16 protein-coding genes are annotated in these 15,318 nt (G+C 72.8%); 9 read left to right on the top strand and 7 right to left on the bottom strand.

Annotation, left to right across the window (positions count from 1 at the left end):
• Positions 1 to 254: 254 nt before the first annotated feature.
• Complete coding sequence (locus tag ACWDRR_RS10570) at positions 255 to 1,277, bottom strand: hypothetical protein (RefSeq protein WP_449771790.1); 1,023 nt, start codon at positions 1,275 to 1,277, stop codon at positions 255 to 257.
• 121 nt (positions 1,278 to 1,398) lie between these two features.
• On the opposite strand from ACWDRR_RS10570, the gene dapE reads away from it, so the two are divergent.
• Together dapE and ACWDRR_RS10560 are read left to right on the top strand one after the other, a co-directional pair.
• The gene (gene dapE, locus ACWDRR_RS10565; protein ID WP_449771789.1) at positions 1,399 to 2,472 is read left to right on the top strand and encodes a succinyl-diaminopimelate desuccinylase; all 1,074 of its coding nucleotides are present in this window, start codon (positions 1,399 to 1,401) and stop codon (positions 2,470 to 2,472) included.
• Positions 2,473 to 2,606: 134 nt separating this feature from the next.
• Complete coding sequence (locus ACWDRR_RS10560) at positions 2,607 to 3,416, top strand: LOG family protein (protein WP_402384564.1); 810 nt, start codon at positions 2,607 to 2,609, stop codon at positions 3,414 to 3,416.
• A 49-nt stretch (positions 3,417 to 3,465) separates the two neighbouring features.
• Here ACWDRR_RS10560 and folP read toward each other — a convergent pair whose 3' ends face one another.
• Positions 3,466 to 4,278 carry a dihydropteroate synthase gene (gene folP / locus ACWDRR_RS10555; RefSeq protein ID WP_449771873.1) on the bottom strand — a complete coding sequence of 271 codons (813 nt, stop codon included), beginning with the start codon at positions 4,276 to 4,278 and terminating at the stop codon, positions 3,466 to 3,468.
• 174 nt (positions 4,279 to 4,452) lie between these two features.
• Between folP and ACWDRR_RS10550 the strand changes: the two genes are divergently transcribed.
• Together ACWDRR_RS10550 and ACWDRR_RS10545 are read left to right on the top strand one after the other, a co-directional pair.
• Complete coding sequence (locus tag ACWDRR_RS10550; protein ID WP_449771788.1) at positions 4,453 to 4,875, top strand: DivIVA domain-containing protein; 423 nt, start codon at positions 4,453 to 4,455, stop codon at positions 4,873 to 4,875.
• Positions 4,872 to 5,474, top strand: coding sequence for a DNA-3-methyladenine glycosylase I (locus tag ACWDRR_RS10545; RefSeq protein WP_449771787.1), 603 nt, complete (start codon positions 4,872 to 4,874; stop codon positions 5,472 to 5,474). The genes ACWDRR_RS10550 and ACWDRR_RS10545 overlap by 4 nt, the downstream gene beginning before the upstream one ends.
• A 54-nt stretch (positions 5,475 to 5,528) precedes the next feature.
• On the opposite strand, the gene ACWDRR_RS10540 is transcribed toward ACWDRR_RS10545, so the two are convergent.
• Positions 5,529 to 6,329 (bottom strand): enoyl-CoA hydratase-related protein, encoded by an 801-nt coding sequence (locus ACWDRR_RS10540; RefSeq protein ID WP_449771786.1) that lies wholly within the window; start codon positions 6,327 to 6,329, stop codon positions 5,529 to 5,531.
• 296 nt (positions 6,330 to 6,625) lie between these two features.
• On the opposite strand from ACWDRR_RS10540, the gene ACWDRR_RS10535 reads away from it, so the two are divergent.
• Entirely contained in the window at positions 6,626 to 6,793 is a 168-nt protein-coding gene (locus ACWDRR_RS10535; RefSeq protein WP_014137929.1) for a DUF3117 domain-containing protein, read from the top strand.
• 170 nt (positions 6,794 to 6,963) lie between these two features.
• On the opposite strand, the gene ACWDRR_RS10530 is transcribed toward ACWDRR_RS10535, so the two are convergent.
• Positions 6,964 to 7,572, bottom strand: coding sequence for an O-methyltransferase (locus ACWDRR_RS10530; RefSeq protein WP_449771785.1), 609 nt, complete (start codon positions 7,570 to 7,572; stop codon positions 6,964 to 6,966).
• Between the two features lie 326 nt (positions 7,573 to 7,898).
• On the opposite strand from ACWDRR_RS10530, the gene sigE reads away from it, so the two are divergent.
• The 4 genes from sigE (at position 7,899) to ACWDRR_RS10510 (ending at position 11,160) form a co-directional block, all read left to right on the top strand.
• Positions 7,899 to 8,639 carry an RNA polymerase sigma factor SigE gene (gene sigE / locus ACWDRR_RS10525; RefSeq protein ID WP_449771872.1) on the top strand — a complete coding sequence of 247 codons (741 nt, stop codon included), beginning with the start codon at positions 7,899 to 7,901 and terminating at the stop codon, positions 8,637 to 8,639.
• The gene (locus tag ACWDRR_RS10520; protein WP_449771784.1) at positions 8,636 to 9,673 is read left to right on the top strand and encodes a zf-HC2 domain-containing protein; all 1,038 of its coding nucleotides are present in this window, start codon (positions 8,636 to 8,638) and stop codon (positions 9,671 to 9,673) included. The genes sigE and ACWDRR_RS10520 overlap by 4 nt, the downstream gene beginning before the upstream one ends.
• 129 nt (positions 9,674 to 9,802) lie before the next feature.
• Entirely contained in the window at positions 9,803 to 10,255 is a 453-nt protein-coding gene (locus tag ACWDRR_RS10515; protein WP_449771783.1) for a sec-independent translocase, read from the top strand.
• A 230-nt stretch (positions 10,256 to 10,485) separates the two neighbouring features.
• Positions 10,486 to 11,160 (top strand): hypothetical protein, encoded by a 675-nt coding sequence (locus ACWDRR_RS10510; RefSeq protein ID WP_449771782.1) that lies wholly within the window; start codon positions 10,486 to 10,488, stop codon positions 11,158 to 11,160.
• 1,012 nt (positions 11,161 to 12,172) lie between these two features.
• Here the strand turns inward: ACWDRR_RS10510 and ACWDRR_RS10505 are convergent.
• Genes ACWDRR_RS10505 through ACWDRR_RS10495 form a run of 3 tightly spaced genes read right to left on the bottom strand, consistent with a single transcriptional unit; the run spans position 12,173 to position 15,316 of the window.
• Positions 12,173 to 13,333 carry an Mrp/NBP35 family ATP-binding protein gene (locus ACWDRR_RS10505; RefSeq protein ID WP_449771781.1) on the bottom strand — a complete coding sequence of 387 codons (1,161 nt, stop codon included), beginning with the start codon at positions 13,331 to 13,333 and terminating at the stop codon, positions 12,173 to 12,175.
• A 56-nt stretch (positions 13,334 to 13,389) separates the two neighbouring features.
• A complete protein-coding gene (locus ACWDRR_RS10500) occupies positions 13,390 to 13,983 on the bottom strand; it encodes a DUF1003 domain-containing protein (protein WP_449771871.1) in 594 nt (197 codons plus the stop codon).
• A 49-nt stretch (positions 13,984 to 14,032) separates the two neighbouring features.
• Entirely contained in the window at positions 14,033 to 15,316 is a 1,284-nt protein-coding gene (locus ACWDRR_RS10495) for a magnesium transporter MgtE N-terminal domain-containing protein (protein WP_449771780.1), read from the bottom strand.
• Positions 15,317 to 15,318: the final 2 nt, after the last annotated feature.

Genomic DNA, 15,318 nt, shown 5'->3' with positions numbered 1-15,318 from the left:
GGCGGGCCAAGGGGAGTGACGGTTCTGCGGCCGACCCCGGGGGCCGGTCGGACCGTCCACCGGGATTGACCGGAATCACTCCTTCGGCGGCAACCCGGACACCAGTGCGTCAGCCCGCCGGACGGGCCTCGCGGCCGCGCCCGCGTACGGCCGACCGGCGGGCGCCCCGCCGGGCTTCCGCGAGCCCCGGCGGCCCGTCCGGAGCCCGTCCGGAGCCCGTCCGGAGCCCGTCCGGACGCTTGCTCAGACCGTGCTCACGCCTTGCCGGGGGACGTGAGCGAGACCAGCACCAGCTTGGTCGAGGTGCCGGTCGGCTGGGGCTTCCAGCCGTCCTCCGACTTGGACTTGCGCCAGATCTTCCCGTCGTAGGCGATCGTCTCGATGCCCAGCTGCTGGGCCTGCGTCACCGCCCAGTGCGCCACCTCCCAGCCGTTCTGCCGCTCGGCGTCCGGGCCGGCGTCGGTGCTGGCCGCCGGGTCAGGGGTCAGCGAGACGGCGTTCTCGGCGCCCTTGACGGTCGAGGTGTAGCCGGCCGCCGGGGTCACCGTCCGGCCGAACTCGCGGCGCACCCGGTCGCTCAGCACCTGCACCCGGTCCGGCCGGGGGGCCGCGGCGGCCGAGGGCGCGGTGGAGCCGGTGGCGGCCGCGGTCTCGTCGTCGGTCTCCGCCTCCGGGGCGGCGAAGTCGTGCACCACGCAGTTCAGCGCCGCCGCCTCGCGGCCGGTCAGCGCCGAGGCGAGCAGCGTCGCCTTGGTCTCGTGCTTGGCGTACGCCTGCGGGTAGCCGCTCTTCTGCACCTGCTGCGCCGCGTCGGTCAGCGGCAGCCGGGTGTAGCCGGGGACCTTGACCAGGCCGTCGAGGAACTTGTTGGTCGCGTAGACCGGGTCCATGATCTGCTGCACGGTGCCCCAGCCCTGCGAGGGGCGCTGCTGGAACAGGCCGACCGAGTCCCGGTCGCCGCCCGCCAGGTTGCGGATCTTGGACTCCTGCATCGCCGTCGCCAGCGAGATGGTCACCGCCCGGTCCGGCAGCCCGCGCGAGTGCGCCACGGCGGCGATCGTCGCGGCGTTGGCCGCCTGCGGGATCTCCAGCGTGCCCTCGCCCGACGAGGTCTTCACCGCGCAGCCCTCGGGGGTCAGCTTCTGGTCGCGCAGCCAGTACAGGCCCACCGCGACCACCACGAGCGCCAGCAGGACGATCAGCACCGCACGCAGCGGCCCGCGCCGCCGCCGGGGCGCCTTGTCGCCGCCCTGCTCGCCGCTCTTCTTCCTGGCCACCGCCGCCCCTCTCCACCCAGCTCCTGATCGGACACCGTACCCACTCGGACGGATGTGCGGCGCCACCGGTTGCGATCGGCGGCGTGGGACGGCCGGCCGCGCGAGACTAGGCTGAAGGACCATGAGCAGCTCTGAGACGCCCCTGGACCTCACCCTCGACGGCGGTGCGCTGACCGCCCGGCTCGTCGACTTCCCGTCGGTCAGCGGCGACGAGCAGGCGCTCGCCGACGCCGTGGAGGCGGCCCTGCGGGCCTACCCGCACCTGACCGTGGACCGGTACGGCAACAACGTGGTCGCCCGCACCGGCCTGGGCCGCGCCGAGCGCGTGCTGCTCGCCGGCCACCTGGACACCGTGCCGATCGCCGACAACGTGCCGTCCTACGTCGAGGGCGACCTGCTCTACGGGTGCGGCACCTCCGACATGAAGTCCGGCGTGGCCGTCCAGCTCCGGCTGGCCGCCACCCTGGCCGAGCCCAACCGCGACCTCACCTACGTCTTCTACGACTGCGAGGAGGTGGAGGCCCACCGCAACGGCCTCGGCCACCTCGCCGCCGAGCACCCCGACTGGCTGGCCGCCGACTTCGCCGTGCTGATGGAGCCCAGCGGGGCCACCGTGGAGGGCGGCTGCCAGGGCACCATGCGGGTGCAGATCCGGCTGACCGGCGTGCGCGCCCACTCGGCCCGCGGCTGGCTCGGCGACAACGCCATCCACCACGCCGCCGAGGTGCTCGGCCGGCTCGCCGCGTACCGCCCGCGCCGGGTCGAGATCGACGGTCTGGAGTACCGCGAGGGCCTCAACGCCGTCCGGATCGACGGCGGGGTGGCCGGCAACGTCATCCCCGACGAGTGCGTGGTGACGGTCAACTTCCGCTTCGCGCCGGACCGCAGCGAGGCGGAGGCCGAGAAGCACCTGCGCGAGGTCTTCGACGGCTTCGAGGTGACCGTCACCGACTCCGCCCCCGGCGCCCTCCCCGGCCTCGACCAGCCGGCCGCCCGGGCCTTCCTGGCCGCCACCGGCGGCGCCCCCCGGGCCAAGTTCGGCTGGACGGACGTCGCCCGGTTCAGCGCGTTCGGCATTCCCGCGGTCAACTACGGCCCGGGCGACCCGAACATGGCGCACAAGCGGGACGAGCACTGCTCGCTCAGCGCCATCGCCGAGACCGAGGAGCGGCTGCGCGCCTGGCTGACCGACTGAGCCGCCCCGGCAGGTCCGGCCGGCCCCGCGGCCGGCCGGACCTGCCGGCCGGCGGTCGAACGCCATCTTCCGGTTGCCCAACCGACCTTTCACCGTTGCCTGAAAACCGGGATCGGCGGGCGTAGGGTTTCGTCATGACAGGCACTGGAGACGAAAAGCACTACGGACACGGACCCGAGCAGGTGGGCGAGCCGCGCCCGAAGAAGGCGTGGCCCGAGAAGCAGAAGGGCCCGGTGCTGGTGCGCCGGGACCAGGTCGGCACCAGCACGACGGACCAGCGCCTGCTGGACACCACCGGCCCCACGGACTGGCTGCACACCGACCCGTGGCGGGTGCTGCGGATCACCTCGGAGTTCGTCGAGGGCTTCGGTGCGCTGGCCGAACTCCCGGCCGCGATCAGCGTCTTCGGCTCCGCCCGGACGTCGGTCGACTCCCCCGAGTACGCGGCCGGCGTGGCCATCGGCCGGGCGCTGGCGGAGGCCGGCTACGCGGTGATCACCGGCGGCGGCCCGGGCGCGATGGAGGCCGCCAACCGCGGTGCCTCGGACGCCGGCGGCCTGAGCGTCGGCCTCGGCATCGAGCTGCCCTTCGAGCAGGGGCTCAACGAGTTCGTCGACCTCGGGCTGAACTTCCGCTACTTCTTCGTCCGCAAGACGATGTTCGTGAAGTACGCGCAGGGCTTCGTGGTGCTGCCCGGCGGCCTCGGCACGCTGGACGAGCTGTTCGAGGCGCTGACCCTGGTGCAGACGAAGAAGGTCACCCGGTTCCCGGTGATCCTGTTCGGCAGCGAGTACTGGGGCGGCCTCTACGAGTGGCTGAAGAACACCCTCGTCGCGCAGGGCAAGGCGGCCCCGCACGACCTGGAGCTGTTCCACATCACCGACGACATCGACGAGGTCATGAAGATCCTCGCCGACGCCCGCCGCCCGGCGAACGAGATCTAGCGCCGGCGAGCCCCGGGGGCCCGGCGCGAGCCGAGCGCCTCGAGCGGTGTCACGCCAGCCCTCGGCGGGCGACCGCCGGGGGCCGGGTGCCCCGGATCGAGGCGACCATGTCCAGCACCTGCCGGGTCTCGGCGACCTGGTGCACCCGGTAGACCCGGGCGCCCAGCCAGGCCGAGACCGCCGTGGTCGCCAGCGTCCCGAGCAGCCGCTCGTCCACCGGCTTGTCCAGCGTCTCGCCGACGAAGTCCTTGTTGGAGAGCGAGACCAGCACCGGGAACCCGGTCGCGGTCATCTCGGGCAGCCGGCGGGTCGCCTCCAGCGAGTGCCGGGTGTTCTTGCCGAAGTCGTGCCCCGGGTCGATGATCACCGCGTCCCGCCGCACGCCCAGCTCCACCGCCCGCTCGGCCAGCCCGACGGTCACCCGCAGGATGTCCGCCATCACGTCCGCGTAGCCGGCCCGGTGCGGCCGGGTCCGCGGCTCGGCGCCGCCGGCGTGGGTGCAGACCAGGCCGACGTCGTGCCGGGCGGCCACCTCGGCCAGCTTCGGGTCGACCCCGCCCCAGGCGTCGTTCAGCAGGTCCGCGCCCACCGCGCAGACCGCCTCGCCGACCTCGTGGCGCCAGGTGTCCACGCTGATCACGGCCTCCGGGTGGCGCTTGCGCAGCTCCGCCACGAAGGGCACGGTGCGCCGCAGCTCCTCCTCGACGGTGACCTCGTCGCCCGGTCCGGCCTTCACCCCGCCGATGTCCAGGATCGCGGCGCCCTCGGCCATCGCGCGGTCGGCGGCGGCGAACGCGGCCTCGTCCGCGAAGGTGGCGCCCTTGTCGAAGAACGAGTCCGGGGTGCGGTTGACGATGGCCATGATCACCAGCTCGTCGTCACCGAATTCCCGTGGTCCCAGGCGCAGTGCCACCGATGTCTCCTCCACAGCTGCTGCGGGTGCGATGATGGCCCCCGGCCTATCGGGAACCATGCTGTCATGATCGTGAGCCGGGCACTGTTGTCAGCGCCGGCAGGGAAGTCGGGAGGACCGCTCGTGTTCTGGGTGATCGTGGTGGCGATGGCCGTCGTGGTCGGAGGCGCCGCGCTGGTGGCGCTCGGCGGGGGCGGCTCACTGCCGGAGGCGGTGCAGGACCGGATCGCCGCACGGCTGCCGCAGGACCGTCCGCTGAGCCGGGACGACGTGGACGGCATCCGCCTGCCGATGGCCGTGCGCGGCTACCGGATGGACGAGGTGGACGACGTCCTGGACCGCCTCGGCGCGGAACTCGCCTACCGGGACTCGCGGATCGCCGAGCTGGAGGCCGCCACCACGCTGCGCGGCGCCGTCGAGGCCACCACCGGCCCGGACGCCGGTGCCGAACCGCTGCCCGGTCTGGAGGAGTTCGCCCAGGTCGTCGAGCCCGTCGTGACGCTGACCAAGGGCTCCGAGGGCGCGCAGCAGGCGGCCGAGCAGTGACCGACGCCGGTGCGGTGCTCGGCGCGGACGGCCTGCGCCGTTGCGGCTGGGGCGACTCGACCGACGACTACCGGGTCTACCACGACACCGAGTGGGGCCGCCCGGTCCACGGTGACGACGCGCTGTTCGAGCGGGTCTGCCTGGAGGCCTTCCAGTCCGGCCTCTCCTGGATCACCATCCTGCGTCGCCGCGAGGGCTTCCGGGCCGCGTTCGCGGGCTTCGCGATCGACAAGGTGGCGGAGTTCGGACCGGCCGACGTCGAGCGGCTGCTCGGCGACGCCGGCATCATCCGCAACCGGGCCAAGATCGAGGCGTCCATCGCCAACGCGAAGGTCGCCCGCGACCTCGACGGCGGCCTGGACGCGCTGATCTGGCAGTACGCCGGGGACCCGGACCGGCCGGCCCCGCGCACCCTGGCGGAGGTACCGGCCGTCACGCCCGAGTCGACGGCGCTGGCGAAGGCGCTCAAGAAGGCGGGCCTGCGCTTCGTCGGCCCGACCACCGCGTACGCGCTGATGCAGGCCTGCGGGCTGGTCGACGACCACCTGGCGGACTGCCACGTCCGGAGCGCCCTGCGGGCCGCCCAGGCCCCGTCGTAGCCCCTGCGGGTGCCACCCGGGCCCGGGAGGCCCGGGCGGCACCCGCGGCGGGCGTCAGCGGCCCAGGTACGCCGGCTTCTCCTTGGCGATGAACGCGCGGACCGCGATCCGGTGGTCCTCGCTGTCGCCGGCCAGCGTCTGCAGCTCGTCCTCCTTGTCGAGCAGCTCGTCCAGCGAGTGCGAGGCGCCGTACGCCAGCGACTCCTTGATGGCGCCGTAGGCCACCGTCGGGCCCTCGGCCAGCTCCTTGGCGAAGACCCGCGCGGTGGCGGCCAGCTCGGCGGCCGGGACGACCTTGGTGGCCAGGCCCAGCTCCATCGCCTCGGTGGCCTTCACCGTGCGTGGCAGCATCAGCAGTTCGGTGGCCTTGGCGTGCCCGACCAGTCGGGGCAGCGTCCAGGAGGCGCCCGAGTCGGCGGTCAGCGCGATACCGGCGAAGGCCGTGTTGAACCCGGCCGTGTCGGCGACGATCCGGAAGTCGCAGGCGAAGGCCAGCGAGGCGCCCGCGCCCGCGGCGACGCCGCCGACCGCCGCCACCGTCGGCTTGCGCATCCCGGCCAGCGCCCGGACCAGCGGGTTGTAGTGCTCGGCGACCGTCTTGAGCGCGCCCTCGCCGGTCTCCTCGGCCAGCTTGAGCAGGCCCAGGTGCTCCTTGAGGTCCTGCCCGACGCAGAACGCCCGCTCGCCGGCGCCGGTGAGCAGCACCGCCCGCACCGCCGGGTCCCCGGCCGCGGCGGTCACGGTGTCCCGCAGCGCCACCTTGGTGGCGGTGTCCAGCGCGTTCATCGCCTCGGGGCGGTTGATGGTGATGACGGCCAGGCCGCCGTCCAGCTCGTACAGCACGGAATCGGACATGGGCGAGGGGCTCCCTTGGATCGTCACAGCTCGGTCGTGTGTCAGGATGCCGGAGCACGCGGCCGGGTGGGGAGTGTGAGGTATCGCACCTTTCGGCGGCGCGCCGACCGCCGCCGCGCCGGGGCTTATGGCGGGAAATGTGGCGCTTGAAGCCGGTCCGGCCGTGGTTGCACCGAGAGTGATGTTGGTCATCAGGCCGTGGCATGCGGGATAATGGCTTCCGATCAATGCGTTCGATACCGGCGGTGGACGGACTGCCGGTGCGTAGCTGAGCGGTTGCAGGAAGGGGAACGAGCATGGCGGCCATGAAGCCGCGGACGGGTGACGGCCCGCTCGAAGTCACCAAAGAGGGGCGGGGCATCATCATGCGCGTTCCGCTCGAAGGCGGCGGACGCCTTGTGGTGGAGCTCACGCCTGACGAGGCCGACGCCCTGGGCGAGGCCCTGAAGAAGGCCTGCGGCTGACCGCAGCGGGCGCTCCCCATCTCCTGAGAGATGTGCCGCCGGGCCCGGGTACGACACCACGTCGGCCCGGGCTCTGTGGTTTCCGCGGGCCCGTGGGTGACCCCCGGCGCGTGACCCCCGGCCCGTGGTCCCCGGCCCCCGCGGGTGCCGGGCCGCGCCGCCGCCCCGGGTCAGCGCTTCACGGCGCAGAGCAGCCCGTCCGACACCGGCAGCAGCGCCGGCAGCAGGGACTCGCTCTCCCGGACGTCCCGGACCAGGTCGCGCACCGCGTGCGTCTGCGGGTCCTGCTGCTCGGGCTCGGCCAGCCGGCCCTCCTGGAAGACGCCCTCGAAGCAGACCATCCCGCCCGGCCGCAGCAGCCGCAGCGACTCCGCCAGGTACTCCCGGGACTCCGCCGGGTCCCCGTCGCAGAACACCAGGTCGTACTGCCCGTCCGCGAGCCGCGGCAGCACGTCCAGGGCCCGGCCCGGTATGAAGCGGGACCGGTTCGCCGCGAACCCGGCCGCGTGGTACGCCTCGCGGGCCAGCTGCTGGCGCACCGGTTCGGTGTCCACGGTGGTGAGCACGCCGTCCGGGCGCATCCCGCGCAGCAGGTAGACCCCGGAGACGCCCGTCCCGGTGCCGATCTCGGCCACCGCCTTGGCGTCCAGCGCGGCCGCCAGCAGCCGAAGACAGGCCCCGCCGCCCGGTCCGATCGCCCTGATCCCGGTACGCGCGGACTGTGCCCGGGCGTAGGTCAGCACCGCGTCCTCGCCGACGAAGGTGTCGGAGAGGGCCACGCGCGCGGGCCCGAACTCGCTGATGGCTGCCTCTTTCGGAGCCCCGGGCAGTGGCCCGGTGCCGAGCGGAAGTCGATATTTCCTGGCACAGATTACTGGCCGACCGGGAACCGCGTACGGCGGCGGGCCGTTGCTGAGGAAGGGACCGGGTAACGGATACCCCCGGGATACCCCCCGGGCACTTTTATCCGGGCTTGACGGGTGAGGTGGATATGGTGGTGGCCCTGCTGGGCAGAAGAGCCAACCGAGGAGGTGTGGCCGAGGGCGACGTCCCTGTGCGGCGGCACTCCCGCGGCACCGCGTCAGCCCGTACGCCGAAGCCCGTGATGAACCAGCCTGCGCACTCCACCCTGGACCAGCCGGCCGCCGCGACGCCGGCCGCCGGTACCACCGAGGCACCCGCCGCCCTCGCGAGCTTCGCCGAGGGGCCCGACGCGCAGACCTGGACTCCGCCCTCCTGGGAGGAGATCGTCGAGGCGCACAGCGCCCGCGTCTACCGCCTCGCCTACCGCCTGACGGGCAACCAGCACGACGCCGAGGACCTCACCCAGGAGGTCTTCGTCCGGGTGTTCCGTTCGTTGTCGACCTACACCCCCGGCACGTTCGAGGGCTGGCTGCACCGGATCACCACCAACCTGTTCCTGGACATGGTCCGCCGACGCCAGCGGATCCGCTTCGACGCGCTCGGCGACGACGCGGCCGAGCGCCTGGCCAGCCGCGAGCCCAGCCCGGCCCAGCACTTCAGCGACACCCACTTCGACGCCGACGTCCAGCAGGCGCTGGACACCCTCGCCCCGGAGTTCCGCGCCGCCGTGGTGCTCTGCGACATCGAGGGCCTCTCCTACGAGGAGATCGCGGCGACGCTCGGCGTCAAGCTCGGCACCGTCCGCAGCCGCATCCACCGCGGCCGCTCGCACCTGCGCGCCGCGCTGAAGCACCGCGCCCCCGGCGCGGCCCCCGGCCGCGAGCGCCGGGGCGGCTCCGAGGAGCCGGTGCCGGTACCGGTCGGCGCCGTCGCGGGTGAGGCCCCGGTCGCGCCGGGCGGGCGCGGACGGAGGCGATCGTGAGCGGAACCGGCCGGTCGGGGCCGGGCCGGCCGGACGCTCCCGGCAAGGGCGCCGCCTGGCGCGCCGGCTGGCCCCAGCTGGGCCGGCGCGGCCACGAGGACGGGGCCGACGAGCCGGTGCCGCCCGCCGCGGCCCTGCCGGGCGAGGCGTCGCTGCGCGCGGTCGCCGTCAAGCCCACCGAGCCCGCCGCCGAGGAGCACCACCTCGGGGAGCGGCTCTCCGCCTTCGTGGACGGCGAACTCGGCCACGACTCCCGCGACCGCGTCCAGGCCCACCTGGCGACCTGCCCGCAGTGCCTCGCCGAGGCCGACGAGGGCCGCGCCGTGAAGCACCTGCTGACCCGTACCGGCACCCCCGGCCCGTCCTCGGCGCTGATGTCCCGGCTGATGGCCGTCGGTGCCCTCCAGGACGAGGAGACCCCCGCCGCCGACCGGCCGCGCCGGGACGACGACGACCTGCCCGGCGGCGGCCTGCCCGCCGCCTGGGGAGCCGCCCGGCCGGAGGCCAGGGGCGGCACGCTCGGCGGCAGCCGGCTGAACGGCGGCTCCTTCGGCCGTGGCGCGGGCGCCTTCGGCGGGGGCGCGCTCGGCGCCGACACACCGGTACCGGGGATCGACCCCAGGGCGTTCGGGCGCGGAGGCTCGGTGCTTCGCCCCCTGATGGGCCGGCGCTCCGGCCGTCCCGAGGCCGCCGCGCCGCAGCCGGCCGCGGCCGCCGGGCCGGCGGTGGTCCGCCAGGCGCCGCCGCGCGGGCGCCGGTTCGTCTTCGCCGCCGCCGGGGCCTTCTCGGTCGCCGCGGTGACGCTCGGCGGGGTCGGCGGCTTCGCCGCGCAGAGCGACGACCAGCACGGCACCTCGGTGAGCCCGGCCGGCAACACCGACCGCAGCGGTGGGTACGCGCCGATGAAGGCGCAGGTCCCGGTGGACTTCCCGGTCCGCCCGGTGGCGGCCACCCGCAGCGCGACCCCGCCGCACATCGTGCCGGACCGCACCCCGAGCTCGGGTCTCGCCGGTCTGCACCAGGAGAACCGTTAGCGCACGCCGGTCACCACGGCCATGGCCATCGGCGGGTCTTCACCACGGCTTCATCACACTGTGGGGTCCGGACCCGACGGTGGCCATTACGCTGTAGGAACCGTTGTCCGACGAGCTGAGGGAGCTTAGGTGTTCAGCGACGTAGGCGGACTGGAGATCCTGACTCTGGTCATCATGGCCATCGTGATCTTCGGACCGGACAAGCTGCCGAAGCTGATCCAGGACACCATGGGCTTCATCAAGAAGGTCCGCTCCTTCGCCGACACGGCGAAGGAGGACATCCGCAGCGAGCTGGGCCCGGAGTTCAAGGACTTCGAGTTCGAGGACCTCCACCCCAAGACCTTCGTCCGCAAGCAGCTCATGGGCGGCCAGGAGGACCCGCTGGGCCTCAAGGAGATCCGGGACAGCCTGGACATCCGCTCGGTGCTGGACGACAAGCCCGCCGTCGCCGTGAACGGCCACGGCCGCACCGGCACGGTCAGCATGGACAAGTCCGGCGCCGCGGGCGCGACCGGCGCGGCCTCCTCCGGCCCCGCGCTCCAGCCCGGCGAGCGCCCCCCGTTCGACCCCGACGCGACGTAACTCGCCCGCTCGCCTCCGGGTGCTCGCGGCCGTACGACGACACCACCGCCCCGCCCGGCCGCACGGCTGAGCGGGGCGGTGGCGTGTGCGCCGCTATTGTGCTGATTGTTCCCGCTGTGCCGTCGGTCACTTCCGGTCGCTTCCGGACCGAAGGCACCCGGCGGAGACGCCGCGGTACGCCACGATGGGAGCGCGCCACGGCAGGCAATCTGCGTTGAGGAGGTCCGGGGATGGACGCGACGAGTCATGCGGCGGGGACGGCGACGGCCGACGGCCCGACGGTCGGCGGACAGGCCGGTCCGGCGGACCCACTGGTCCCCTACCTGTCGGCGGACTTCCCCTGGTACGGACTGGACGACGGCTGGACCGGCCGCCGCTACCTGATGCAGGCCGGTGCCGGCGGCCCGCGCGCCGGGGCGGCCGGCAGCGTCGACTACGGCACCCTCGGCCACGGCGAGGAGCCGGCCCGGCAGTACGAGCCGCGCGACATGCGCAAGTTCGCCGTCGTCGTCACGGTGGCCCGCCGGGGCAGCCGCCGCAGCGCCGACAACACCGGCACGCTGGAGGCGACGTCGGCCTCCTCCGCCGCCTGGCTGGCCGGCTCCGGCCTGCTCGCGTCCACCTGGCCGGGCCAGCTGGACCGCGCGCTGCGCCAGGACTGGCTGGACCAGCAGAGCACCCTCGCCTGGGACCTCGCCGACGACCTGGCCGGGCCCGGCTGGTCCACCCTCAGCCTCCCGGTGAACGGCCTGCCGCAGCCCTTCCGCTACCGCGAGTCCGAGTACGGCTGGGTGCTCGCCGGTGAGGCCCCCGGCGTCCTCCTCGGCGCCTACGGCCGCGGCGTCAGCGCCTACGGCACCGGCTTCTCCACCGTCCCCGACCTGACGGCCTACACCCGCCCCTAGGCCCGCCCGGCGGCCCGGAGGGCCCGGTCCGACCCGAAGCGCCGGGACAGCACGAAGGGCCGGGCAGCTGCCCGGCCCTTCGCGGCGATCAGAACGTGTGCCCCGATCAGAACTGTCGTGACGGTTGCCTGAGCGAAGAGCGCGGGAACTTTGCCGACCCGATGTAGCTACAAGAACCTGTCAGGAGCTGTGGGAAGAAGGCAGAAGCTGAAGCTATAGTTGGTGTTGCGTGGTTGCTAGCAAGCAACAACGTATTGCCGCAGGCAAATAGGTTACACATTTACTGTGGAAGAAAAGATTCGTGGCACTAGCTACTAAGTTCGAGATACTTAGTTCAGTGCCTGGAAGAGTTTCTCGAACAGGAGAGCCCGAGCTGGCGGCTACCAGACTCGGGCTCCTGTAGAGAGATCGAGTGAGTCCGGCCGACTATGAAGCGGCCGGGCTTACTTTTTGCCCAGCTGTCCGTCCGGCGCTCGTTCTCGATCAAGGGTGCGAACCTAGCGCACCAGCTGCTCTACGCATCCTGCTACTGCGGCCACCGCTGTCAGTGCAGCCAGAGTGATCTCTCGCCAGCTGGGGCGAAGAGGTTTCTGACTTCTGGCGCGAGGCCACTGCTTTCCCATCGCGTTATCCTCCTGTCGTTGAAGTTCCTGCACATGGCAGGTCCCCGATCTGTCTCGAGGCGTATCGGAACGACAAGACTTGAACGACCGTCAGCATACCCGCTCTAAGGGCTGGATCGCGCGTTCCCAGGTGTTCTCAAATGAGAACGGAGCGGACCTATTCGAGAAGATCGTCTTGCCCAAGAGGGCGCCCCGAGGGCTCGCTGCGGGCCTCGACGGACAGAATCGGCTCCCATTTAGGAAGGGGCTGCGTGGACGTGCATCCGTTGGGGCCGTCGCTGGGCCGTGCGAGGTCTAGCAAGGCCGACCAGCGTCGACAACTGGTGACAGCAAACAGGCTGGTCAGCGGGGTGGGCGAGGGCCCAACCGCTGACCAGCCCGGTGCTTGATCAGAACTTGTTCTTCGGGGTGAGCCCGAGGGAGAGGCCCGAGAGGCCGCGCTGGCGGCCGCCGAGCTTGCCCGCGACGGCGCGCAGGGCGGCGCCGGCCGGGGAGTCGGGGGCGGCGAGCACGACCGGGCGGCCGTCGTCGCCGCCCTCGCGCAGCCGGACGTCGATCGGGATCGAGCCGAGCACCGGCACGTTGGCGCCGACGGTCCGGGTGAGCGCGTCCGCGACGATCTGCCCGCCGCCGGTGCCGAACACGTCGATCATCTCGTCGCAGTGCGGGCAGGGCATGCCGGACATGTTCTCGATCACGCCGACGATCTTCTGGTGCGTCTGCACCGCGATGGTGCCGGCCCGCTCGGCCACCTCGGCGGCGGCCATCTGCGGGGTGGTGACGATCAGGATCTCCGCGTTCGGGACGAGCTGCGCGACCGAGATCGCGATGTCGCCGGTGCCGGGCGGCAGGTCCAGCAGCAGGACGTCGAGGTCGCCCCAGTACACGTCGGCCAGGAACTGCTGGAGCGCGCGGTGCAGCATCGGGCCGCGCCAGACCACCGGGGCGTTGCCGGGGGTGAACATGCCGATCGAGATGACCTTCACGCCGTTCGCCTGCGGCGGCATGATCATGTCCTGGACCTGCGTCGGCCGGCCCTCGACACCCAGCATGCGCGGCACGCTGTGGCCGTAGATGTCGGCGTCGACCACGGCGACCTTCAGGCCGTCCGCGGCCATCGCGGCCGCCAGGTTCACCGTCACGGAGGACTTGCCCACGCCGCCCTTGCCGGACGCGACCGCGTAGACGCGGGTCAGCGTGCCGGGCTTGGCGAACGGGATCTCCCGCTCGGGGGCGCCGCCGCGCAGCAGCTGGGAGAGCTCCTTGCGCTGCTCGTCGCTCATCACGTCGAGCTCGACCTCGACACCGGTCACGCCGGGGACCTTGCCGACCGCTTCGCGCACCCGGGTGACGATGGTGTCGCGCATCGGGCAGCCGGAGACGGTGAGGTAGACCGCGACGCGGACCTCGCCGCCCTCGGCGATCTCGACCGATTTCACCATGCCGATCTCGGTGATCGGGCGGTTGATCTCCGGGTCGTTCACGGTCGCCAGCGCCTGGCGTACGGACTCCTCCGTGACGCCGGCCGCGACCTCTGTCTCGTTGGCCATGCCTTGATGGTACGGCGCCGCGCGGACCGCTTAACCCGTCGGTAGCGTGCTGCCGGTCACAGGATCTCGGAGCCCTGCCGGCGCTCGTCGATCTCCTTGAGCAGGGACTGCAGTTCGGAGCGGACGCTGCCCAGCTCGGAGGCGATGAAGGCCCGGGTGGCGACCTCGCCGAGGCCCTGGCGCAGCGCCGCGACCTCCCGGGTCAGGTACTCGGTGTCGGCGATGTTCCGGTCGCTGCGGGCGCGGTCCTGCTCCATGTTGACGCGGTCCCGGTCGTCCTGGCGGTTCTGTGCCAGCAGGATCAGCGGCGCCGCGTACGAGGCCTGCAGCGAGAGCATCAGGGTGAGGAAGATGAACGGGTAGTCGTCGAAGTGGACCGCGTCCGGCAGCACGGTGTTCCAGCCGACCCAGACGACCACCACGACCGTCATCCAGACGATGAACCGCCCGGTGCCGAGGAAGCGCGCGATCCGCTCGGAGAGCTTGCCGAAGGCCTCCGGGTCGTACGTCGGCAGGGTGATCAGGCCGGGCCGGGTGGTCCGCGGCTGGTCGAGCCGGGAGCGGGCGGGGCCGCTGGCCGAGGGCTCGCTGCGCCGGTCGCGGGCGCCCTCGCGGGCCCGCAGTTCGCGCAGCTGCCGCAGTTGGCGCAGTTCGCCCTGCAGGCGCTGGCGGGGGCTGTCGTCCCGTCGGCCCTTGCGGTCAGCGTCCACCGGTCACCTCTCGCTCGTCGTCCAGTCCGTGCAGCGCGGCCTCGCGCCAGTCCTCCGGCAGCAGGTGGTCGAGCACGTCGTCGACGGTCACCGCGCCGACCAGGTGGTCCGCCTCGTCCACCACGGGTGCGGCGACCATGTTGTAGGTCGCCAGGTAGCTGGTGATCAGGGGCAGCGGGGTGTCCGGCGGCAGCGGGTCGAGGTCGTCGTCCACCAGCGAGCCGACCAGGGTGTACGGGGGTTCGCGCAGCAGCCGCTGGAAGTGCACGGTGCCCAGGTACTTGCCGGTCGGCGTCTCGTTCGGCGGGCGGCAGACGAAGACCTGCGCGGCCAGCGCCGGCTTGTTGTCGGAGACCCGGACGCGGGCCAGCGCCTCGGCCACGGTGGCGTCCGGCTCCAGGACGATCGGCTCGGTGGTCATCAGGCCGCCGGCGGTGTTCTCCTCGTACTTCAGCAGGCGGCGGACCGGCTCGGCCTCGTCCGGTTCCATCAGCTGGAGCAGCCGCTCGGCCTCGTCGCCGGGCAGTTCGGAGAGCAGGTCGGCGGCGTCGTCCGGGTCCATCGCCTCCAGGACGTCGGCGGCGCGCTCGTCCTTCAGCTTGCCGATGATCTCGACCTGGTCGTCCTCGGGCAGCTCCTCCAGGACGTCGGCGAGCCGCTCGTCGTCGAGCGCGGCGGCCACCTCGGCGCGGCGCTTGGCGGAGAGGTGGTGCATGACGTTGGCGAGGTCGGCGGGGCGCAGCTGGTCGAAGGTGGCGAGCAGGTTGGCGGCGCCCTGGCCCTCCTCGGGGAGGGTGAAGCCGGTGACGTCCTTCCAGTCCAGGGTGAGCGACTCGCCCTTGGCCTTGCGCAGCCGGCCGACCCGGCCGACCTGGACGAAGACCTTGCTGATCTCCCACTCGCGCAGCCGGGTCTGCACCATCGCGACGTCCAGGACGGTGACGTCCTGGTCGGTCTTGGTCCAGGTGACGGTGCGGTCCAGCAGTTCGCCGAGGACGAGGGTCTCGGACGGGCGCTGCTCGAAGCGCCGCATGTTGATCACGCCGGTGGTGAGCACCTGGCCGGACTCCAGGCTGGTCACCCGGGTCATCGGCAGGAAGATCCGGCGGCGGCCGATCACCTCGACCACCAGCCCGAGCACCCGGGGCGGCCGGCCGCCGAGGCGGAGCGTGACCACCACGTCGCGGACCCGGCCGGTCTGGTCGCCGTTCGGATCGAAGACGGCGACGCCGGAGAGGTGCGAGATGAAGACCCGGCTGCCTGCTCCTGCCATGG

The organism is Kitasatospora sp. NPDC003701 (assembly GCF_053587085.1).
The sequence above is the reverse complement of the archived record's forward strand: the minus strand, read 5'-3'. Positions and strand labels throughout refer to the sequence as shown.